The organism is Corallococcus sp. CA054B, assembly GCF_003611625.1.
GTDB classification, from domain to species: domain Bacteria; phylum Myxococcota; class Myxococcia; order Myxococcales; family Myxococcaceae; genus Corallococcus; species Corallococcus coralloides.
The window spans coordinates 1-17,174 of the sequence record NZ_RAVY01000205.1 but is presented as its reverse complement, the minus strand read 5'-3'; the positions used below and the strand labels follow the sequence as shown (position 1 = coordinate 17,174).

At 70.2% G+C, this 17,174-nt stretch carries 19 protein-coding genes; 16 read left to right on the top strand and 3 right to left on the bottom strand.

The window, feature by feature from the left end:
- The first annotated feature begins 156 nt into the window (after positions 1–156).
- The 5 genes from D7V80_RS34040 to D7V80_RS34020 are packed head-to-tail and all read left to right on the top strand — an operon-like array spanning position 157 to position 5,903.
- Entirely contained in the window at positions 157–1,467 is a 1,311-nt protein-coding gene (locus D7V80_RS34040) for an MFS transporter (RefSeq protein WP_120592055.1), read from the top strand.
- Entirely contained in the window at positions 1,464–3,593 is a 2,130-nt protein-coding gene (locus D7V80_RS34035) for a carbohydrate binding family 9 domain-containing protein (protein ID WP_120592054.1), read from the top strand. The genes D7V80_RS34040 and D7V80_RS34035 overlap by 4 nt, the downstream gene beginning before the upstream one ends.
- 21 nt (positions 3,594–3,614) lie before the next feature.
- Positions 3,615–4,457 carry a class I SAM-dependent methyltransferase gene (locus D7V80_RS34030; RefSeq protein WP_120592053.1) on the top strand — a complete coding sequence of 281 codons (843 nt, stop codon included), beginning with the start codon at positions 3,615–3,617 and terminating at the stop codon, positions 4,455–4,457.
- A 4-nt stretch (positions 4,458–4,461) separates the two neighbouring features.
- On the top strand, positions 4,462–5,292 hold the full coding sequence (locus D7V80_RS34025; RefSeq protein WP_014400388.1) for a DUF692 family multinuclear iron-containing protein: 831 nt from the start codon (positions 4,462–4,464) through the stop codon (positions 5,290–5,292).
- A complete protein-coding gene (locus D7V80_RS34020) occupies positions 5,289–5,903 on the top strand; it encodes a hypothetical protein (protein WP_147447298.1) in 615 nt (204 codons plus the stop codon). Before D7V80_RS34025 ends, D7V80_RS34020 begins: the two co-directional genes overlap by 4 nt.
- 16 nt (positions 5,904–5,919) lie before the next feature.
- On the opposite strand, the gene D7V80_RS34015 is transcribed toward D7V80_RS34020, so the two are convergent.
- Complete coding sequence (locus D7V80_RS34015; protein WP_120592051.1) at positions 5,920–6,414, bottom strand: YbhB/YbcL family Raf kinase inhibitor-like protein; 495 nt, start codon at positions 6,412–6,414, stop codon at positions 5,920–5,922.
- A 385-nt stretch (positions 6,415–6,799) separates the two neighbouring features.
- On the opposite strand from D7V80_RS34015, the gene D7V80_RS34010 reads away from it, so the two are divergent.
- The 6 genes from D7V80_RS34010 to ychF all read left to right on the top strand — a co-directional run bounded on the left by D7V80_RS34010 (position 6,800) and on the right by ychF (position 10,750).
- Positions 6,800–7,066 (top strand): AtpZ/AtpI family protein, encoded by a 267-nt coding sequence (locus D7V80_RS34010; protein ID WP_120592050.1) that lies wholly within the window; start codon positions 6,800–6,802, stop codon positions 7,064–7,066.
- Positions 7,066–7,476 (top strand): hypothetical protein, encoded by a 411-nt coding sequence (locus D7V80_RS34005; RefSeq protein ID WP_120592049.1) that lies wholly within the window; start codon positions 7,066–7,068, stop codon positions 7,474–7,476. Before D7V80_RS34010 ends, D7V80_RS34005 begins: the two co-directional genes overlap by 1 nt.
- A complete protein-coding gene (gene atpB / locus D7V80_RS34000; RefSeq protein ID WP_120592048.1) occupies positions 7,476–8,531 on the top strand; it encodes a F0F1 ATP synthase subunit A in 1,056 nt (351 codons plus the stop codon). The genes D7V80_RS34005 and atpB overlap by 1 nt, the downstream gene beginning before the upstream one ends.
- A 143-nt stretch (positions 8,532–8,674) precedes the next feature.
- Complete coding sequence (locus D7V80_RS33995) at positions 8,675–8,905, top strand: ATP synthase F0 subunit C (RefSeq protein WP_014400382.1); 231 nt, start codon at positions 8,675–8,677, stop codon at positions 8,903–8,905.
- Positions 8,906–9,046: 141 nt separating this feature from the next.
- Positions 9,047–9,595, top strand: coding sequence for a F0F1 ATP synthase subunit B (gene atpF, locus D7V80_RS33990; RefSeq protein WP_014400381.1), 549 nt, complete (start codon positions 9,047–9,049; stop codon positions 9,593–9,595).
- A 45-nt stretch (positions 9,596–9,640) separates the two neighbouring features.
- Complete coding sequence (gene ychF / locus D7V80_RS33985) at positions 9,641–10,750, top strand: redox-regulated ATPase YchF (protein ID WP_120592047.1); 1,110 nt, start codon at positions 9,641–9,643, stop codon at positions 10,748–10,750.
- 76 nt (positions 10,751–10,826) lie between these two features.
- Here ychF and D7V80_RS33980 read toward each other — a convergent pair whose 3' ends face one another.
- The gene (locus D7V80_RS33980) at positions 10,827–11,114 is read right to left on the bottom strand and encodes a hypothetical protein (RefSeq protein WP_199738925.1); all 288 of its coding nucleotides are present in this window, start codon (positions 11,112–11,114) and stop codon (positions 10,827–10,829) included.
- A gap of 95 nt (positions 11,115–11,209) precedes the next feature.
- Positions 11,210–12,505, bottom strand: coding sequence for a citrate synthase (locus tag D7V80_RS33975; protein WP_120592046.1), 1,296 nt, complete (start codon positions 12,503–12,505; stop codon positions 11,210–11,212).
- A gap of 99 nt (positions 12,506–12,604) precedes the next feature.
- Between D7V80_RS33975 and D7V80_RS33970 the strand changes: the two genes are divergently transcribed.
- The 5 genes from D7V80_RS33970 to D7V80_RS33950 all read left to right on the top strand — a co-directional run.
- Positions 12,605–13,384 carry a class I SAM-dependent methyltransferase gene (locus tag D7V80_RS33970; protein ID WP_120592045.1) on the top strand — a complete coding sequence of 260 codons (780 nt, stop codon included), beginning with the start codon at positions 12,605–12,607 and terminating at the stop codon, positions 13,382–13,384.
- Positions 13,385–13,398: 14 nt separating this feature from the next.
- Complete coding sequence (locus tag D7V80_RS33965; protein WP_120592056.1) at positions 13,399–13,899, top strand: cupin domain-containing protein; 501 nt, start codon at positions 13,399–13,401, stop codon at positions 13,897–13,899.
- A gap of 15 nt (positions 13,900–13,914) precedes the next feature.
- Positions 13,915–14,415 carry a hypothetical protein gene (locus D7V80_RS33960; RefSeq protein WP_120592044.1) on the top strand — a complete coding sequence of 167 codons (501 nt, stop codon included), beginning with the start codon at positions 13,915–13,917 and terminating at the stop codon, positions 14,413–14,415.
- Between the two features lie 51 nt (positions 14,416–14,466).
- Positions 14,467–15,405: a hypothetical protein gene (locus D7V80_RS42380; RefSeq protein ID WP_199738924.1), complete on the top strand. Its 939-nt coding sequence runs from the start codon at positions 14,467–14,469 to the stop codon at positions 15,403–15,405.
- 227 nt (positions 15,406–15,632) lie between these two features.
- The coding region (locus D7V80_RS33950; protein WP_147447297.1) for a serine/threonine-protein kinase at positions 15,633–17,174 on the top strand (1,542 nt) is incomplete at its 3' end.

The following is a 17,174-nucleotide window of genomic DNA, read 5'->3' as shown; positions in this document are numbered from 1 at the left end:
GGGGGAGGGGCGTGTGGCGGTGTTCGTGCCGGCTGGCAGCGGGTTCGACGCGGGGCCCCTGACGACGCTGGACGTGCGGCCGGTGCCCACGCTCACCAAGGCGGTGGAGGCGGTGCTGGGGCTGAAGCCCCGTGCCGACGGGGAAGGGGTGGGGGGATGATCCGCCAGGGCGTGGGTGCCATCCGGGAGATGGTCGGGCTGACGCGGGGGCTGGGAAATCTCAGGGTGATGCTGGGCTCGGGGCTCTTGGGCATGGCGGCCTCCGGCCTGCTCAACCCGGTGATGCCGTTGTACCTGCGCGAGCGCGGGCTGGGCTTCCAGGAGATTGGCGCGCTCTACACGGCAGGGGCGCTGCTGCCCATCTTCGTGCAGCCGGTGCTGGGGGCGCTGTCGGACCGCCATGGGCGCAAGCCCTTCGTGGTGGGCCTGTCGCTCGTCACGTCGTTGATGGTGCCGGCGGTGGCGCTGGTGGACGACCCGCAGCCGCTCGCCGCCGTGATGATCCTCAAGATGCTGCTGTCGCGCAGCGCGGCGCCGGTGTCCAACGCGATGGTGGCGGACTTCGCGCCCGCGAAGCAGCGCGCCACGCTCTTCTCGCTGCTGGATGCCACGTCGAACCTGGTGTTCGTCGCGGCGCTGTTCGCGTCCTCCGCCGTCATCCGCGCGCTGTCGGTGGCGGGCACCTTCTTCCTGGCAGGGGGCCTGTTCCTCGCGGGCAGCCTGCTGCTCCTGGGGCTGGACGAACCGGCGAGGCCGTCGCATGCGGAAGCGACGCGCGGCGGGGCGGGGTGGGGTTTGGTGTTCCGGGGGCTCCTGTCGCCGTTCACCTACGTGAAGGACCGGCCGGGCGCGGCGGCGCTGTTCCTCTGGCAGTTCTTCTTCACCTTCGCGCTGGCGCTGTTCCCCACATACCTGCCGCTGTACGCGGTGGAGCTGGGCGCGCCCCGGGAGGCGGTGGGCCCGCTGGTGGCGGCGTCGTGGCTGACGTACGCGTTCGCGCAGCCCTTCGGCGGGCGGCTGTCGGACCGGCTGTCCCGGCGCGTGGGCATGATTGTGCCGGGCCTCGCGGGCATGGCGGTGATGGCCGCGGTGCTGGGGGCCGCGGGATGGCTGCCGGCCGGCGCCGCGTTGGTGACGCTGGTGGCCGCCTGGGTGCTGCTGGCCATCCCGGACGGCCTGCACCGCTCCTCCGCGTCCGCGCTGGTGGTGGAGCAGTCCCCGGCGCCCTCCGAGCGCGGCCGGTTCATGGGCGCGCTGGGCGCCTGCGGCGCGCTGGCCTCCGTGCTCGCGCCCGTCACCTACGGCTTCACCGCGCAAGCCGCCGGCATCGGCTGCACGTTCCTCCTCTCGTCTGTGTCCCTCGTGCTGGCGCTCGGCTGTGTGTCGCGCGTGCGCGAGGCGTCTTCCCACGCCACTCCTGAACCGGCCCCCGTGGCCGCCCTCACCCCCACCTCGGAGCCTGGATGAGTCCCCTTCGCCACGTGTGTCGCTGGGGCACCGCGCTGTTGGCCGCGCTGGTGCCCACGCTGGGACACGCTGATTCGACGTACAAGGTCACCGCGACGCGGACGCAGGACACCATCACCATCGACGGCAAGGGGGACGAGCCCGCGTGGCAGGCGGCCCCGGAAATCGCCGGCTGGTACCTCACGCGCGTCAACTACGGCAAGCCCGCGCCGGACGACACCAAGGTCCGCATCCTCTACGACCAGGACAACCTGTACTTCCTCTTCCACTGCATCGACTCCAAGCCGGAGCGCATCACCGGCTACACGGTGCAGAACGAGGGGTTCCTCCACCAGGAGGACAACATCACCATCATCCTGGACACGTTCCTGGACCACCGGAACGCGTACTACTTCTGGACCAACCCGCTGGGCGTGCGCACCGACGGGCGCATCGTGGATGACGGCGAGGCGTTCTCCACCAACTGGCGCGGGGAGTGGGAGACGAAGTCCACCATCGTGAAGGACGGGTGGATTTCGGAGGTGCGCATCCCGTTCGCCAACTTCCAGTTCGAGACGAAGGATGAAATCTCCTTCGGCATGCTCCTGGACCGCGAACAGTCGCGCAACCAGGAGTGGAGCAACTGGACGCCGGACGGCGTCAACAGCGCGAAGGTGAGCCGCTACCCGCACCTGGAGGGGCTCAAGGGCATCAAGCCGCGCTCCATCTTCAGCATCACCCCGTACGTGGCCACCACGGTGGCGCTGAAGACGACGGACGACCGGGGCACCTTCCGTCCCAACGTGGGCGCGGACGCGCGCATCGACCCGACGCCCTGGCTGTCGCTGAAGCTCACCGCCAACCCGGACTTCAGCGACGCGGAGGCGGACCAGAGCTTCCTGCTGCTGGACACGGACCAGCCGCTGCTGCCGGAGCGCCGCGCGTTCTTCACGGAGAGCGAGCACCTCTTCATCGCGCCCATCAACGTCTTCACCTCGCGCCGCATCGCGCTGAGGCCGCATGACCGGGTGTGGGGCGGCATGCAGCTCACCGGCAAGGTGAGCGGCCTGAGCTTCTCGCTGCTGGACGTGCAGCACCGCGACTCCACCGGCCGGGACGCCAATGGCCGCGAGATCTTCGAGAACGTCAACTCCGGCGTGATTCGCTTGCAGCAGGACATCGGCAAGCGGTCGATGATCGCCCTGGTGGCGCTCAACCGCAGCGGGCGGGGCGGGCTGTTCGGGGACTCGGACTTCCAGACGGTGGGCGTGGACGGCAACTTCCACCTCTTCGAGGAGTTCTTCATCCAGGCGCAGGCGCTGAAGAGCTGGAGCCCGCTGGGCAACGAGGACTCGGACGCGTACCACGTGGGCCTGCACCGCTTCGACACGCTGTCGGAGTTCTGGTTGCAGTTCGAGGACATCGGGAAGAACTACGCGAACCCGCTGGGCTGGACGCCGGTGGTGGACAAGCAGGGCTACAACTCGCGCCTGTTCCTGAACCCGTTCCCCGGGTGGCGCTTCCTGCCCCGGCTGGACGTGACGTGGGACTCGCTGTGGCGCCGCAACCACGAGGGGGAGCGCACGCGCTGGCGCAACCGCCTCAACGTGCAGCCCTACCTGCACCACGACTTCGCGCTCTACCTGGAGGGCATCTACGACGACAACCTGGGCTTCCGGGACCGGCTGGGCACGTTCGGCTTCACCCTGTTCCCGCACGACTGGCAGAGCTACACGCTGACGGCCGTCGCCGGCCGCTTCCTGGGCGGGGAGATCCGCGGCTTCAACGGCGCGGTGAACATGAAGGTGGGGCCGCACATCGTCGCGCGCTTCAGCGGCTTCTACACGCGCAACTTCAACGTGCCGACGAACAGCGACCTCTACGGCACGTCCGGGGACGGCTACAGCTTCTCCGGCTACGCGCAGCTGCGCTACCACTTCAGCCCGGACCTCTACGCGCGCCTGACGCTGCAGAAGGGCGGCGTGTACGAGCTGGCGGACTACAACTCTGTGAAGGGCACGTTCCTGGACGCGATGGTGGGGTGGCACTACCGCCAGTGGAGCGACATCTTCCTCGTCTACACGGATCAGCCCTTCGGCGGCTCCCAGGAGCGGCGGATCCTCTCGAAAATCTCCTTCAACTACTGACCTGTCCCAAGGGCCATTCGCATGACCTCCGCCGACCCGCAGAGCCTCAAGCGCCGCTACGACGAGGTGTCCCCGAAGTACGACCAGGGAGCGCCGGACGCCACGGCCATCAAGCTGTTCTGGCTGACGTACGAGCACCTCACCTGGAAGCCGGTGGAGGCGCTCCTGCCGAAGGACGGCACGGCCTGGCGCGTGCTGGACGCGGGCGGCGGGGGCGGCAAGTTCGGCACGCGCTTCGCGGAAGCCGGGCACCACGTCACCGTGCTGGACATCTCGCCGGGCATGCTGGACGGCGCCAGGGCCCAGTTCGCCGCGAAGGGCCTGCTGGACCGCGTGGCCTTCGTGGAGGGGAACGTCGCGGCGCTGGAGCTGCCGGACGCGGCCTTCGACCTGGTCTTCTGTGAAGGCGACCCGGTGTCGTACTGCCTGGACGCGTACCCGCGCGCGGTGAAGGAGCTGGTGCGCGTGGCGAAGCCGGGCGCGCCGGTGGTGCTGGGCGTGGACAACCGCTACGAGGCGTTCTCCGGCTACCTCAAGATGGGCAAGCCGCAGGAGGCCTTCCGCGCGCTCCACGACGGCCGCACGACGTGCCCGTACGGCCTGCCGGTGCACGCCTTCACGGTGCGCGAGCTGGAGCGCGCGGTGGCGGACGCGGGCGCGGAGCTGCTCGAGATCTTCGGCAAGCCGGTGATGTTCTTCGACATGCTCAAGGCGATGTCGGCCGCGCAGGGCGGCACCGCGGAGAAGCCGTGGGACGCGTGGGGCGCTCGCGAGGAGATATTGGCGTTGCAGGAGAAGCTGGCGCACGAGGGCTTCGCCGTCCTGGGACAGCACTTCCAGGTGATGGCGCGGCGCAAGGGCTGAAGCCATGGGCCTCCCCTTCCTGGGCGTGGGGCTCAGCTATCGCTGGGACCTCAATCCCCACCTGGCGCGTGGCAACCCGGGCGTGGACTGGCTGGAGGTGACGCCCGAGCACTTCCTGCCGCTCACGCCGGACTCGGAGCGGCGGCTGGAATTGCTCGCGAAGCGCTATCCGCTGGTGGGCCACAGCCTGGAGCTGTCGGTGGGCTCGGACGGCGTGGACGCGCCCGGCTACCGGGACGGCTTGAAGCGCATCCGCCAGCTCACCCGGAGCGTCTGGCATGGAGACCACCTGTGCTTCACGCGCGTGGGGAACCTGCCCCTGCGCGCGCTGACGCCGGTGCCGCTGACGGAGGAGGCGGTGGCCACGTGCGTGCGCAACGTGAAGGCGGCGCGAGCGGACCTGGACGTGCCCTTCGTGGTGGAGAACATCGCGTATCTCTTCCACACGCCGCTCAACACGTTGGATGAGGCGGAGTTCCTGCGCCGCGTGGTGGAGGGCGCGGACTGCGGACTGCTGCTGGATTTGCACAACCTCTATTGCAACGCGGTCAACCACGGGTTCGACCCGTATGCCTTCCTGGACCGTCTGCCTTTGGAGCGCGTGGTGCAGGTGCACCTGGCGGGCGGCGTCACGATGGAGGGGTTGAGATTGGACAGCCACTCCGCGCCGTCGCCGGAGGAGGTGTGGCGCTTGTTGGAATACGTCGCGCCCCGCAGCCCGGTGCGCGGGGTGAACTTCGAGATGGACAGCGGCTTTCCTCCGTTCGCGCGGCTGGTGGAGGAATTGGCCCGCGCGCGAGCCATCCTCCAGCGCTGCGGCGCGAGTGCGGCATGAGCTACCCACGAACATTGGAAGTCCTGGCGCGGCTGCACGTGGATCCTCGCTTCCGTGAAGCGTGGCGCCGCGATGCCTCTGGAGTCCTGGCCCCGCTGGGCCTGACGGCGGTGGACGCGGAGGCGCTCCAGCGGGTGGATCCGGTGGTGGTGGAGCGCGCCGGCCGGATGATGGACTTCCACCGCACCGAGCGCGTGCGCGAACAGCTCCCTTGGGTGGACGAAGCGAAGCGGCCGGAGCTGGGGCCGCTGCGAGCGCGCTTCCTTCAGGACGTGTTGCCTGAGGTGCTCAACCGCGAGGAGGCCATCGCGTACTGCCACTTCCTGGAGGCGGGCGAGCACGCCCCGCACGCGAAGCTCCTCCAGCGGCTGCCCGCCTACGTGCCCCAGCTCGCTCGGTGCGAACGGCTGCGCCTGTCGCTCGCGTGGGGGCTTGCCCCGATGCCGGCGTCAGGCCCGCGCGTGGAGTCCTTTGACTACCCGGTGCTCACGCTGCTCGCCGCGCTGGACGCGCCGGGCTGGCCCCCGGTGGAGCCAAAGCCCACGCGCGTGGAGTACCTCAAGGTGCCCCACCTGCCCGCCGTGATGTCGCGCGAGCTGCCGTCACCTTGAGGTGCCCCGTGCGCCTTCAGTGCTTGCGGTGGTGCGTCTTCTCGTAGGTGCCCATGAGCTGCGTCTCCCCCACGATGTGGCCCTCCATCGCCTTGAGCAGCTCCGTGCGGGTGGGCTGGTTCAGGTCCGGCAGCACCGTGTCCAGGGCGTACAGCTTGAAGAAGTACCGGTGGCTCCCGATGGGCGGCATGGGGCCGCCGTAGTCCTGCCGCCCGAAGTCGTTGCGCCCCAGCTTCACCCCGTCGGGCAGCACGTCCAGGGTGGCCCCGTCCGGGATGTTCTGGGCGTTGACCGGGAGGTTATAGAGGACCCAGTGGCAGAAGGTGCGCTGGGGGTTCGCCGGGTCCGGCGCGTCCGGGTCCTCCACGATGAGCGCCAGGCTCTTGGCCCCGGCGGGGAGGTTCTCCCAGTGGAGGGGAGGCGCCTTGTCGTCGCCCTCGCCGGTGTAGGCGATGGGGATGGGCGTCCCGTCCTTGAACTTCGGAGAGGTGAGCTCGAGCGGCTTCGGCATGCGTGACTCCTTGGGCATGAACGGCCAACGTGACCCCCGCCAAGCTGGCGATGCCGCGGGCCCGGTGCTGAGAGACGGAGGGCGCTCCGCCCGGCCGCCCGTCACCCCCCTGGGGCCTGGCCGCCGCTGATCCACCGGGCGCCCCCCGGGACGCCTGCTCCTTCGAGCCCCTCTTTCAGAGGAGAAACCACCCCCATGGCCCCGGCGCCGTGGTAGCTGCGCTTGCGGGTGCCGCAACCGCTGCTGGCGGTGGGGCGTCCCGCGCCCCCGTACCGGTTGCACGCGCCGCTCATTCGGTGCTAAGCGGCGCCGCGCGCGTGTATGGGCGGGGTCGGGGTTGGTGAAGGAAACCCAAGACTTTTCCGGGGTTTGGTGAGGCGTCCGCATGGCAGACCAGGAGCCTCGGAAGCAGGCGGATGAACCGGGCAGTGAGCTGGGCGAGACGGCCCGGCAGATGCGGGCGGCGGAGCCGTACATCTCCGCGGTCTGGAAGCTGGTGGGCGGGGCGGTGGTGGGGGTCCTGGGAGGCTACTTCCTGGACAAGTGGCTGGGGACCGCGCCCTGGCTGCTCCTGGGCTTGAGCCTGGTGGGGATTGGCGTGGGGTTCTACAGCTTCCTTCACGCGATGGCGCGGCTGGGGAAGCGCAAGTGATGGGGACGGGCGGACAGCCGAAGCGGGACCCGTTCTGGACGCACGCGGGGCTGGCGGCGGCGGTGATGGGCGTGGGCGCGGCGGTGGCGGCGGCGCTGCCGAAGGTGACGGAGGACCGAGTGTCCGCGCTCCTGGGCGTGGGCATCGCGGCGGTGACGGGTGTGCTGGCGCTGGTGCTGAAGCGGCGCGCGTCGTTGCAGGCGGATTTGAAGGCGGCGTTGAAGGTGGTCGGTGTGGTCTTCGCCCTCAGGGGCGTGGGCGTGGGGATTGGGCTGGCGTGGGTGGTGTCCCGGAATTTGAGCGCGATCGCGTTCGTGGGCGGCTTCTTCGGCGTCTACTTCGCGCTGCAGTGGATTGAAGTCAGCTATGTGATGGCCGCGTCGAAAGACACGGCGGGCGGAGACGAGTGATGCGCAAGGCAATGGTGCTGTTCGCCTGTCTGTTCGCGGGCGCCGTGTGGGCCTCCGACCCGGCCGGCGAGCACGGTTACCCGAACGAGGACAAGGACGCCGACGGCGAGGACGTCGCCGGCTACATCCTCCACCACGTGTCCGACTCGAACGAGTACGAGTTCGAGATCCCGCTCAGCCACAACCACATCGCCATCCACCTGCCGCAGATCCTCATCCCGCTGAAGGATGGCGCCTGCACGCCGGTGGCCGACCCGCACGGCGGCGGCCATGGCGAGGTCTACCCGGGCCTGGGCGCCGGCTGCCTGGACCTCTCCATCACCAAGCACACGGTGATGATGTGGCTGGCGGCGCTGCTGCTCATCGGCTCCCTCCTGGTGTGGAGCAACCGCGACAAGACGAAGCTCGTGCCGCGCGGCGCCGGGGCGAACCTCTTCGAGATGCTCGTGCTGTTCGTGCGCGACGAGCTGGCCATCAAGAACATCGGCAAGGAGGAGGGCCCCCGCTACGTGCCCTACCTGCTCACCGCGTTCTTCTTCATCCTCTTCATGAACCTGCTGGGCCTGTTCCCCTGGATGGCGACCGCCACGGGCAACATCGCGGTCACCTGCGGCCTGGCGCTGTGCACCTTCTTCGTCACGCAGGCGGCGGGCATCCGCGCGGCGGGTATCGGTGGCTACCTCAAGCACCTGACGGGCGGCGTGGCCCCCTGGCTGTGGCCCATCATGATTCCGGTGGAGTTCCTGGGCCTGTTCACCAAGCCCTTCGCGCTCACCATCCGTCTGTTCGCCAACATGCTGGCGGGCCACATCGTCATCTTCTTCCTGCTGGGCCTCATCTTCATGCTCCGCAACCCCGCGGTGGCCCTGGTGAGCGTGCCGTTCGCCTTCGGCATCTACCTGCTGGAGCTGTTCGTGGCCTTCGTGCAGGCGTACGTGTTCACCATGCTGTCTGCGCTGTTCATCGGCATGAGCGTGGCCATGGGCCACCACCACGATGAGCACCACGAGGCGGGCGCGAGCCACGACCACGGCAAGGCCCACCACCTGGGCTGACAAGTTGACGGGGCGCACGTCGGTGTGACGCACGCGCCCCGGTTGAAGACCCGGCGGTTCGAAAGGCCGCCGGAGGTAGTCCTAAAGGGATTTCACGACCCCCCCACAAGCGGGTCCCGCCTCACGAAAGAAGACGTGCTCCCATGACCAACATCGCTCTCGCGTTCCTCGCCGCCGGTATCGGCGCGGGTCTCTCCATCATCGGCGCCGCCCTCGGCATCGGCAAGCTGGCCGCCGCCGCCATGGACGCCACGGGCCGTCAGCCGGCCGCCGGCGGCGACATCCGCACCACGATGATCATCGCCGCGGCGCTCATCGAAGGCGCCACGCTGTTCGCGCTGGTCGTCTGCATCCTGCTGGCCATCAAGGTCTAGTCAGGGCGTTGGTGTCACCGGGAGCCGGCGTCCTCTTCGGGAAGAAGGGGCGCCGGCGTTCCGGCTCGCAGTCCCGCCGTACCGTCTCACCTGAAGTCTCCCGCATCCTCCCTCTGTCTTTTCGCTTCACCGGGACCCGCCATGTTCCTGCCCTCTGTCCTCGCCGCCAGCAGCTTCGTGGAGGTCCGTCCGGGCCTCATCTTCTGGACCATCGTCACCTTCGTCATCGTCCTGCTGGTGCTGCGGGCGAAGGCGTGGGGGCCCATCCTGTCGCTCGTCGAGGAGCGCGAGAAGCAGATCTCCAACGCCATCGAGAGCGCCAAGCGTGAGCGCGCCGAGGCGGAGAAGCTGCTCGCCGACCAGAAGACGGCCATCGCCGAGGCCCGCCGCGAGGCCGCGGAGACCACCCGCCGCGTGCAGGCGGACATGGAGAAGTTCCGCGACGAGCTGATGGCCAAGAGCCGCAAGGAGGCGGAGGAGCTGAAGCTGTCCGCCCGCCGCGAGATTGAAGACCAGAAGGCCAAGGCCATCGCGGAGGTCCGCTCCATGGCCGTGGACCTGGCCATGGAAGTGGCCGGCAAGCTCATCAACGAGCGCATGGACGACGCCAAGCACCGCGCGCTGGCCGAGCAGTTCGTGCAGGGCCTGCCCGGCGCCACCAGCGCCACGGCGACCCGCCGCTCGGCCTAAAGGCCGGGAGTCTTCCGCCGCGCCCGCCTGTTCCAGGAATCCATCATGGCTCTCTCCATCGGCATCGTCGGTCTGCCCAACGTGGGCAAGTCCACCCTGTTCAACGCCCTGTCCGCCGCGGGCGCGCAGGCGGCGAACTATCCGTTCTGCACCATCGAGCCGAACGTGGGCGTGGTGCCGGTGCCGGACGACCGCCTGGACCAGCTGTCGGCGCTCGTGAAGCCGCTGAAGAAGATCCCCACGTCGCTGGAGTTCGTGGACATCGCCGGCCTGGTGCGCGGCGCGTCCAAGGGCGAGGGTCTGGGCAACCAGTTCCTGGGGAACATCCGGCAGGTGAACGCGGTGCTCCACGTGCTGCGCTGCTTCGAGGACGACAACGTCACCCACGTCGAGGGAGGCGTGAACCCGGTGCGGGACCGGGACGTGGTCGACACGGAGCTGTGCCTCAAGGACCTGGAGACCGTGGAGAAGCGCCGCGAGCGCTCGCTGAAGAACACCAAGGTGGGCGGCAAGGCCGGCGAAGAGGCCAAGGCCGAGGTCGCGCTCCTGGAGCGCATCAAGGCGAAGCTGGATGAAGGCATCACGGTGCGCGCGCAGAAGCTCACCGACGAAGAGAAGGCGGCCATCCAGGACCTGTTCCTGCTGACGGACAAGCCCGTGCTGTACGTGGCGAACATCAGCGAGAAGCAGATTGGCAAGGAGGACGCGGACCCGCGCGTGCAGGCGGTGCGGGAGATGGCCGCGAAGGAGGGCGCGGGCGTGGTGGTGCTGGCGGCGGCGCTGGAGTCGGAAATCCAGCAGCTTCCGGAGGAGGAGCGCCCCAGCTTCCTGGCGGACTCCGGCCTGACGGAGCCGGGCCTGCACAAGGTCGTGCGCGAGGGCTACAAGCTCCTGGGCCTGTGGACCTACTTCACGGTGGGCGAGCAGGAGTGCCGCGCGTGGACCATCCACAAGGGATTCAAGGCGCCGCAGGCGGCGGGCGTCATCCACTCCGACTTCGAGCGCGGCTTCATCAAGGCGGAAGTCTTCGCGTGGACGGACCTGGTGAAGCTGGGCAGCGAGTCGGCCGTGAAGGAGAAGGGCCTGCTGCGCGTGGAAGGCAAGGAGTACGTCGTGCAGGACGGCGACTGCATGCACTTCCGCTTCAACGTCTGACGCGGGACTGCTTCCGCGGTTGGAAGTGACGACGGGCGCTGCCTTCCACTCACGGAAGGGGCGCCCGTTTCGTTTGCTAGCGGGGGCCGCTCAGCCACGTGTAGCCCCACAGGCCCACGGCGAGCACGGCCAGCACGGTGGAGAGGATGGCGGAGCGCCTGGTGCGCCCGGCGGGGTCCGGGTGGTTCAGGGCGTACCTCCACACGCCGCCCACGCGCAGGGCCAGGAAGAGGGCGAGGAGGACGGGGCCGACGAACTGCCAGCCCTCGGGGCGCTTGAGGATGACGATCCACGAGGCGATGAAGGCCACGTTGCCGAGCAACATCAGGGCGGGATAGGGCAGGGTCGGACGGGAGGTGCTCACGGGGCTCCCAGTGTGTGCACGGGAGCCCGGAGCGCCAAACGGAAAGCCGCGCGGCGTGCACGCCAGGTGACAGCCGCGCGTGATGTTTCAGGGTGCTACCGGGCGGGGGCCTCCACGTAGCGGGCGCGGGGGCGGAGCAGGTGGCCCTGTTCACGCTGCTCCAGGACGTGGGCGACCCAGCCCGCGGTGCGGCCCAGGCTGAACAGCACGGTGGCGGCGCCAGAGGGCAGGCCCAGTGCGTCCGCGAGCATCACCAGCCCCCAGTCCAGCGACGGCGGGGGATGGCCGGCGTCCCGCATGGTGTCCATGACGGCGCGGGCCACGCGGACCTTGGGGGCTTCGGGCTTCACGCTCAACGCGGCATCGACGAGGGGCGGCGTGCGCGGGTCGCCCTTCAGGTAGAGGCGGTGGCCGAAGCCCGTCACGGCCTCGCCCCGGCGCAGGCGGCCGTGGACGACCTGCGCGGCGCGCTCGGGACGGCCGACCTCCGCGATGAGCGCCTCCACGCGGTCGCAGGCGCCGCCGTGACGGTGGCCGGAGATGGCCGCGAGCGCCGCGCTGATGCACGCGTACAGGTCCGCGCCGGAGGAGGCCGTCACGCGGGCCGCGAAGGTGGAGGTGTTCAGCTCGTGGTCCGCGCAGAGCACCAGCGCCAGGTTGATCAGCTCCGCGGTCCGCTTGGGCTTCGCGTCCCAGGCCGTGGCGAGTGACGCGGCCACCGTGGGTTCCTTCCATGCGCGCGACACGCGGCCGGGGGCCTGGGCCACGCAGACCCACGCGCCCAGGTGACGGATGAGCCGTCGCGCGCGGAGCATGTCCTGTTCCACGGGCGCGGCGAAGCGGCCCGCGTCGCTCGCGGCGAGGAGCGGCACCAGCGCGGCCAGGGCTGAGAGGGGAGGAGTGTCTCGCGGGAGCATGGCCGCGAGCGCTGTGGGCGTGAGGGACGATGGCGGCGCTTCCGGCGCGGGCCACGCCGTGGACTCCAGCGGCAGGTGCCCGGTCCACAGCAGCTCCGCCACGTCCTCGAAGCGGTGGCCTTGCGTGGCCAGCTCCACCGCGTCGCGGCCCCGGTACGAGAGCCCCTCTTCGCTGATGCGCGACACCGACGAGTCGATGACGGGCTCGCCCCAGCGCAGCGCTCCGGACGCCACCGCCGCGTGGCCCGCGCGGGCGTCGTGGCGTGTCTTCAGCCGCTCCACGTCCGCGCGCAGGTAGCGGTTCTCCTTCGTGCCCTTCTCCGGCACGCACCGCACGAGCCCCCGGCTCACGTACGTGTAGAGCGTCGCCCGCTTCACCCCCAACAGGGCCGCCGCCTCCTCCGCGCGCAGCAGCTCCTCCTCAACTGGATGGTCGAATCGAGATTGAGAACGTCCCCCTGCACGACGCACCATGTTTCACGTGCCTCCCAGGTGCGGAGTCTCGACTCGACTGGACCATCCTGTCGAGCTGAGCCGCCCATGGTGAGGCCATTCCTGGCGGGGAGAGCGACCATGAACGTGGATTTCGGACGCACGTCGTTGGACTACGCGAAGCACCGGGCAGGCTTCCCGGATGCCTTCTACACACGGCTCGAACAGGACGGTGTGCTCACGTCCGGCCTGCGGGTGCTCGACCTGGGCACCGGCACCGGCACCGTCGCGCGCAACCTGGCCCGGCGCGGCTGCGACGTCACCGCGCTGGACGTGTCCGCGCCACAGCTGGAGGCCGCGGCACGACTTGCTCGCGACGAGGGACTCTCCCTCCAGTTTGGTGAGGCGCCCGCGGAGAACACCGGCCTGCCTTCGGGGTCCTTCGACCGCGTGTTCGCGGGCCAGTGCTGGCACTGGTTCGACCGCGCCGCCGCCGCTCGCGAAATCTTCCGCCTGCTCAAGCCCGGCGGGAAGCTCATCCTCTGCCACTTCGACTGGACGGCCCTGCCCGGCAACCTGCTGGAGGCCACCGAGGCCCTGGTGGAGGAGTTCAGCCCCCGCGTCCAACTGGCCGTGGATCACTTCGGCCAGGGCGTGGGCATCTACCCGCAGTGGTTCCGCGACGTGGGCGTGGCCGGCTTCCAGTCCCTGACGTCCTTCACCTTCGACACGCTCACGCCCTACACGCATGAAGCGTGGCGCGGACGGATGCGCGCCAACGCGCGGATTGGCGCCATGCTCGCTCCCGAGCAGGTGGCCCGCTTCGACGCCGCGCTGGCCGCGCTCCTCGCCGCGCGCTACCCGCGGGAGCCGATGTCCGTTCCCCACCGCGTGTTCGCGCTCGTCGCGGAGCGCCCGTGAAACAGGAGTCCACCGTGGCCTCGCCCCACCTCATCCACGCCGAAGACGTTCCCTGGACCGAGCTCGCCCACGGCAGCCGCGTGGCGCTCAAGCGCAAACAGCTGGGCGCCGCCGCGCACGGGCGCAAGCTCGGGTGCAGCCTGGTGGAGCTCCCGCCGGGCCGCCGCTCGTGGCCGCTGCACTACCACCTGGGCAATGAAGAGGCCGTCTACGTCCTGTCCGGCACGGGCTCGCTGCGGCTGGGGACACAGACGCTGCCCGTGCGCGAAGGGGACTACGTCGCGCTGCCGCAGGGCGCGGAGTGCGCGCACCAGCTCATCAACGACGGCCCGGAGCCGCTGCGCTACCTGTGCTTCTCCACCATGGAGGCGCCGGACGTGCTCGTGTACCCGGACTCGAAGAAGGTGGGCGTCTTCGCGGGCGCCGCGCCCGGAGGCGACAAGGCGTCGCGCACGCTGATGGCGTATCTGCCCCTGGACGCGCAGGTGGATTACTGGGAGGGCGAGGAGCCCTGATAGGGTGCCCCGGCCATGGCCTCCCTGCTGGATGCGCTCGACCGCGAGCGGCTGCTCAAGGATTCCGCCGCCGCTTCCGGGCTGCTGCCGAAGGGCGAGCCTCCCCACGTGTCGCTGTTGCGGCTGTGCGAAGCGGGCCTGCTCGTAGGTGGGCTCACCGTGGGGTATGGCGTCCGGCCGGATGAGCTGGTGGGCCCGCTCACCGCGGCCATGGGCGGCGCGGCCAGGAAGCTCAAGGTCGTGGACGTGCGCGAGCGCCCCGCGCTGGAGCTGCACGTCGCGGCGGGCGACGTCACGGAGCGCTGGGAGGTGGAGGACGTGTCCGCGCTCGTGCACAACCTCAACGACCTGTACCGCGACGCGGCCGACGTGCGCGCGGTGGCCGTGCTGGGGGAGTGGGAGGACTCGCTCCAACTGCTCTGCGTCGAGCGCCGCGCCCTGGGGCGGCTCCTGCGGCAGCCCTTCTTCGCGCCCGTCAACGCGCGAGGGCTCCAGGACCTGGTTCCGTCGCGCTGAGGCGGCTGGGCCTCCCTCGACCCCGGACGCCCGGTGGGGCACCATGGGGGCATGCGCATCACGCTGGCTCTCATCGTTGGATTGCTCCTGGCGCAGGTTGCTCGCGCGGAGCCGGATTCCTTTGGCCTGGGCACCGGACGCGACGGCGTGCTCAACCTCACCGCGGGAAAGGGCCTCGCCCTGAGCGTGGGTGGCCCCCTGGGGAAGGATGTCGCGGCGGGGGGCGACGAGCTGGTGGTGTTCAGTTCGGATTTCTCCGGTGGCGATCTGGTGCTGATCCACGAGAGCACCGGTCTGTCGCCCTTGCCCGATGTGGGCAACGCGAAGGGCGTGTCCCTGACGGGGGCGGTCCCGTTGGGGCGCTGGGAAATGGCGCGGGTGCTGGTGGTGACGGCCTCCACGCCCGCCACCCTCTTGCTGACCGCGCCGCTGCGCTACGCCTACACGGCGGGACGCGCCCAGGTGGTGCGCGTGGCCGAGTACTCCGACGTCGTCATCGAGGCGGGGGCGCGGCTCACCGTGTCGCCGTGGAACGGCAAGTCCGGCGGCATCCTCGCGATGCTGGTGAGTGGGAAGGTGGTCAACGAAGGCCGCATCGACGCGGATGGCCTGGGCTACCTGGGCGGCGTCTTCCGGACCGACGTCGCGGGCCTGGCCGGCTGCACCGGGCTGGAGCTGGAGCAGGGCAAGGGCGGCTCTGAGCGAGGCGAGGGCGTGGCGGGCACGGTGTCCCGGAGTGGCCTCTCCACCGGGCGAGGCAACCTGACCAACGGCGGTGGCGGCGGCAACTGCGCGGCCTCCGGCGGTGGCGGCGGCGGTCAGGGCCGTCCGAACGGTGGCCAGTCGCGTCAGGCCAGTGGTGGCGGGAATGCCCAGGCGCCGCGCAGTGGTGGCCAGGGCCGTCCGCAGCAGGCCCGTCCGGCGGTGGCTTCGCCTGCCGCGGGGCCGAGCTCGCCTCCGCCCCGGCGCACGATGTCGAAGTGGGGCTGAGCCCCTCTTCCCGGGGAAGGCGCGGCGGTGAGCGCCGCGCGGCTTCCGGGTAGGCAGGAATGAAGTTCATGACGCCCGGGTCCTCTCACGAGGGTCCGGGCGTTCGACTGTCCGGGGTATGGCGGCGGGGGGTTGGGCGCGTTCCCTGGCGGATGGGGCGTGGTAGCGTGGCGCCTTGTTTCACGGTGGTGCTTGGCACCCCTTTGTCATCAGGACACGCCTCTTCCATGACGCGCTCGGCAGACGGTGAGCTGCACATCGATTCGGTCCTCCGGAATACCTACAAAGTCGTCTCCGTGTTGGGGCGGGGCGGCATGGGTTCGGTGTTCCTGGCCCAGCACCTGCGGCTTCCGGGCAAGCAGGTCGCGGTGAAGGTGCTGCGGGTGGGTGACCACATCGGGCCGGACCTCCACGTGCGCTTCCGGCGCGAGGCGGAGATCGCCTCGCGGCTGGGGCATCCGAACATCGTGGAGGTGCTGGACTTCGACACGCTGGAGGACGGCAGTCCGTTCCTGGTGCTGGAGTATCTGCGCGGCGAGAGCCTCGCGGACCGGCTGCGGCGCGGGCGGCTGTCGTTGGAGGAGGTGTTCTCCTTCACACTGCAGATGGGGGCCGCGCTGCAGACGGCGCACCGCGCGGGTGTCGTGCACCGCGACCTGAAGCCCGCGAACATCTTCCTGGTGCCCACGGACTCCGGCGGCGTGGTGGGCGAGCGGGTGAAGCTGCTCGACTTCGGCATCTCCAAGGTCATGTCGTCGGAGACGCTGCAGACGCAAGAGGCGGTGCTCATCGGCACGCCGCAGTACATGTCGCCGGAGCAGGCTCAGGGGCAGAACAGCCGCATCGACGCGCGGACGGACCTGTTCGCGCTGGGCGGCATCGTGTTCGAGATGATCTCCGGGATGACGCCCTTCGGTGGCGGGTCGCTGGCGCAGATCATCTACCGCGTGGTGCACGAGCCGCCGGTGTCGCTGGTCACGCTGATGCCGGACCTGCCGCCGAACGTCGCGAAGGCGGTGGCGCGGGCGCTGGAGAAGAACCCGGACCACCGCCATCCGGACGTCGCGTCGTTCATCGCGGAGCTCACGGGGACGCAGCTCCAGTCGCTGCCGGAGACGGCGGAGCAGATCGAAGCCCGGACCTTCGGGCGCACGAAGCGTCCCTCTGGAGTCGCCCTCCCCTCCGTGGCGCCGAGCGACGACGACGGGACGGGCGCCACGCTGGCGCCGTCGAACAAGGGGCCGGGGACGGGCCGCTTTGGGGCGGATGCGTTGACGGCGTCGGATGACATCGGCTTCGACGCGACGATGGCGCCACGGGCGAGCGGCACGGTCCCGTTCGGACAGCAGCCGCAGGTGGCGGGCGGCACGATGGGCTTTGGTGCCACGCAGGCGCCCGGAAGCGGCATGGGGAGTTCTGGAGTGGCCCTGCCGGCGTCCGGCGTCCCCGCGCAGATGCCGGGCAGCATGGGCGGCCAACAGATGCCGCAGGGTTACGGCCAGCACGTCGCGCCCGGCAGCATCGGCGGTCAGCAGGTCGTCCCGGGAAGCCATGGTGGCCAGCAGGTGGTGCCAGGCAGCCTCTCTGGAGCCGTGGGCCCCCAGGGCCAGCCGCTCGCCCCGGTGAGCATGTCGGGTCAGCCGGGAATGCCGGTCCCCGCCGCGAGCCCGGCGAAGTCACGCGTGCTCCCCATCGCAGGCGCCGCCGCGCTGCTCATCGGTGCCGTGGGGCTCGGTTGGTGGCTGCGTCCTCCGCCGCCGGTCGCACCT

Coding starts and splice junctions, on each gene's coding strand:
- D7V80_RS34040 (WP_120592055.1), top strand. CDS start 157: ATGATCCGCCAGGGCGTGGGTGCCATCCGGGAGATGGTCGGGCTGACG.
- D7V80_RS34035 (WP_120592054.1), top strand. CDS start 1,464: ATGAGTCCCCTTCGCCACGTGTGTCGCTGGGGCACCGCGCTGTTGGCC.
- D7V80_RS34030 (WP_120592053.1), top strand. CDS start 3,615: ATGACCTCCGCCGACCCGCAGAGCCTCAAGCGCCGCTACGACGAGGTG.
- D7V80_RS34025 (WP_014400388.1), top strand. CDS start 4,462: ATGGGCCTCCCCTTCCTGGGCGTGGGGCTCAGCTATCGCTGGGACCTC.
- D7V80_RS34020 (WP_147447298.1), top strand. CDS start 5,289: ATGAGCTACCCACGAACATTGGAAGTCCTGGCGCGGCTGCACGTGGAT.
- D7V80_RS34015 (WP_120592051.1), bottom strand. CDS start 6,414: ATGCCGAAGCCGCTCGAGCTCACCTCTCCGAAGTTCAAGGACGGGACG.
- D7V80_RS34010 (WP_120592050.1), top strand. CDS start 6,800: ATGGCAGACCAGGAGCCTCGGAAGCAGGCGGATGAACCGGGCAGTGAG.
- D7V80_RS34005 (WP_120592049.1), top strand. CDS start 7,066: ATGGGGACGGGCGGACAGCCGAAGCGGGACCCGTTCTGGACGCACGCG.
- atpB (WP_120592048.1), top strand. CDS start 7,476: ATGCGCAAGGCAATGGTGCTGTTCGCCTGTCTGTTCGCGGGCGCCGTG.
- D7V80_RS33995 (WP_014400382.1), top strand. CDS start 8,675: ATGACCAACATCGCTCTCGCGTTCCTCGCCGCCGGTATCGGCGCGGGT.
- atpF (WP_014400381.1), top strand. CDS start 9,047: ATGTTCCTGCCCTCTGTCCTCGCCGCCAGCAGCTTCGTGGAGGTCCGT.
- ychF (WP_120592047.1), top strand. CDS start 9,641: ATGGCTCTCTCCATCGGCATCGTCGGTCTGCCCAACGTGGGCAAGTCC.
- D7V80_RS33975 (WP_120592046.1), bottom strand. CDS start 12,505: ATGGTGCGTCGTGCAGGGGGACGTTCTCAATCTCGATTCGACCATCCA.
- D7V80_RS33970 (WP_120592045.1), top strand. CDS start 12,605: ATGAACGTGGATTTCGGACGCACGTCGTTGGACTACGCGAAGCACCGG.
- D7V80_RS33960 (WP_120592044.1), top strand. CDS start 13,915: ATGGCCTCCCTGCTGGATGCGCTCGACCGCGAGCGGCTGCTCAAGGAT.
- D7V80_RS42380 (WP_199738924.1), top strand. CDS start 14,467: ATGCGCATCACGCTGGCTCTCATCGTTGGATTGCTCCTGGCGCAGGTT.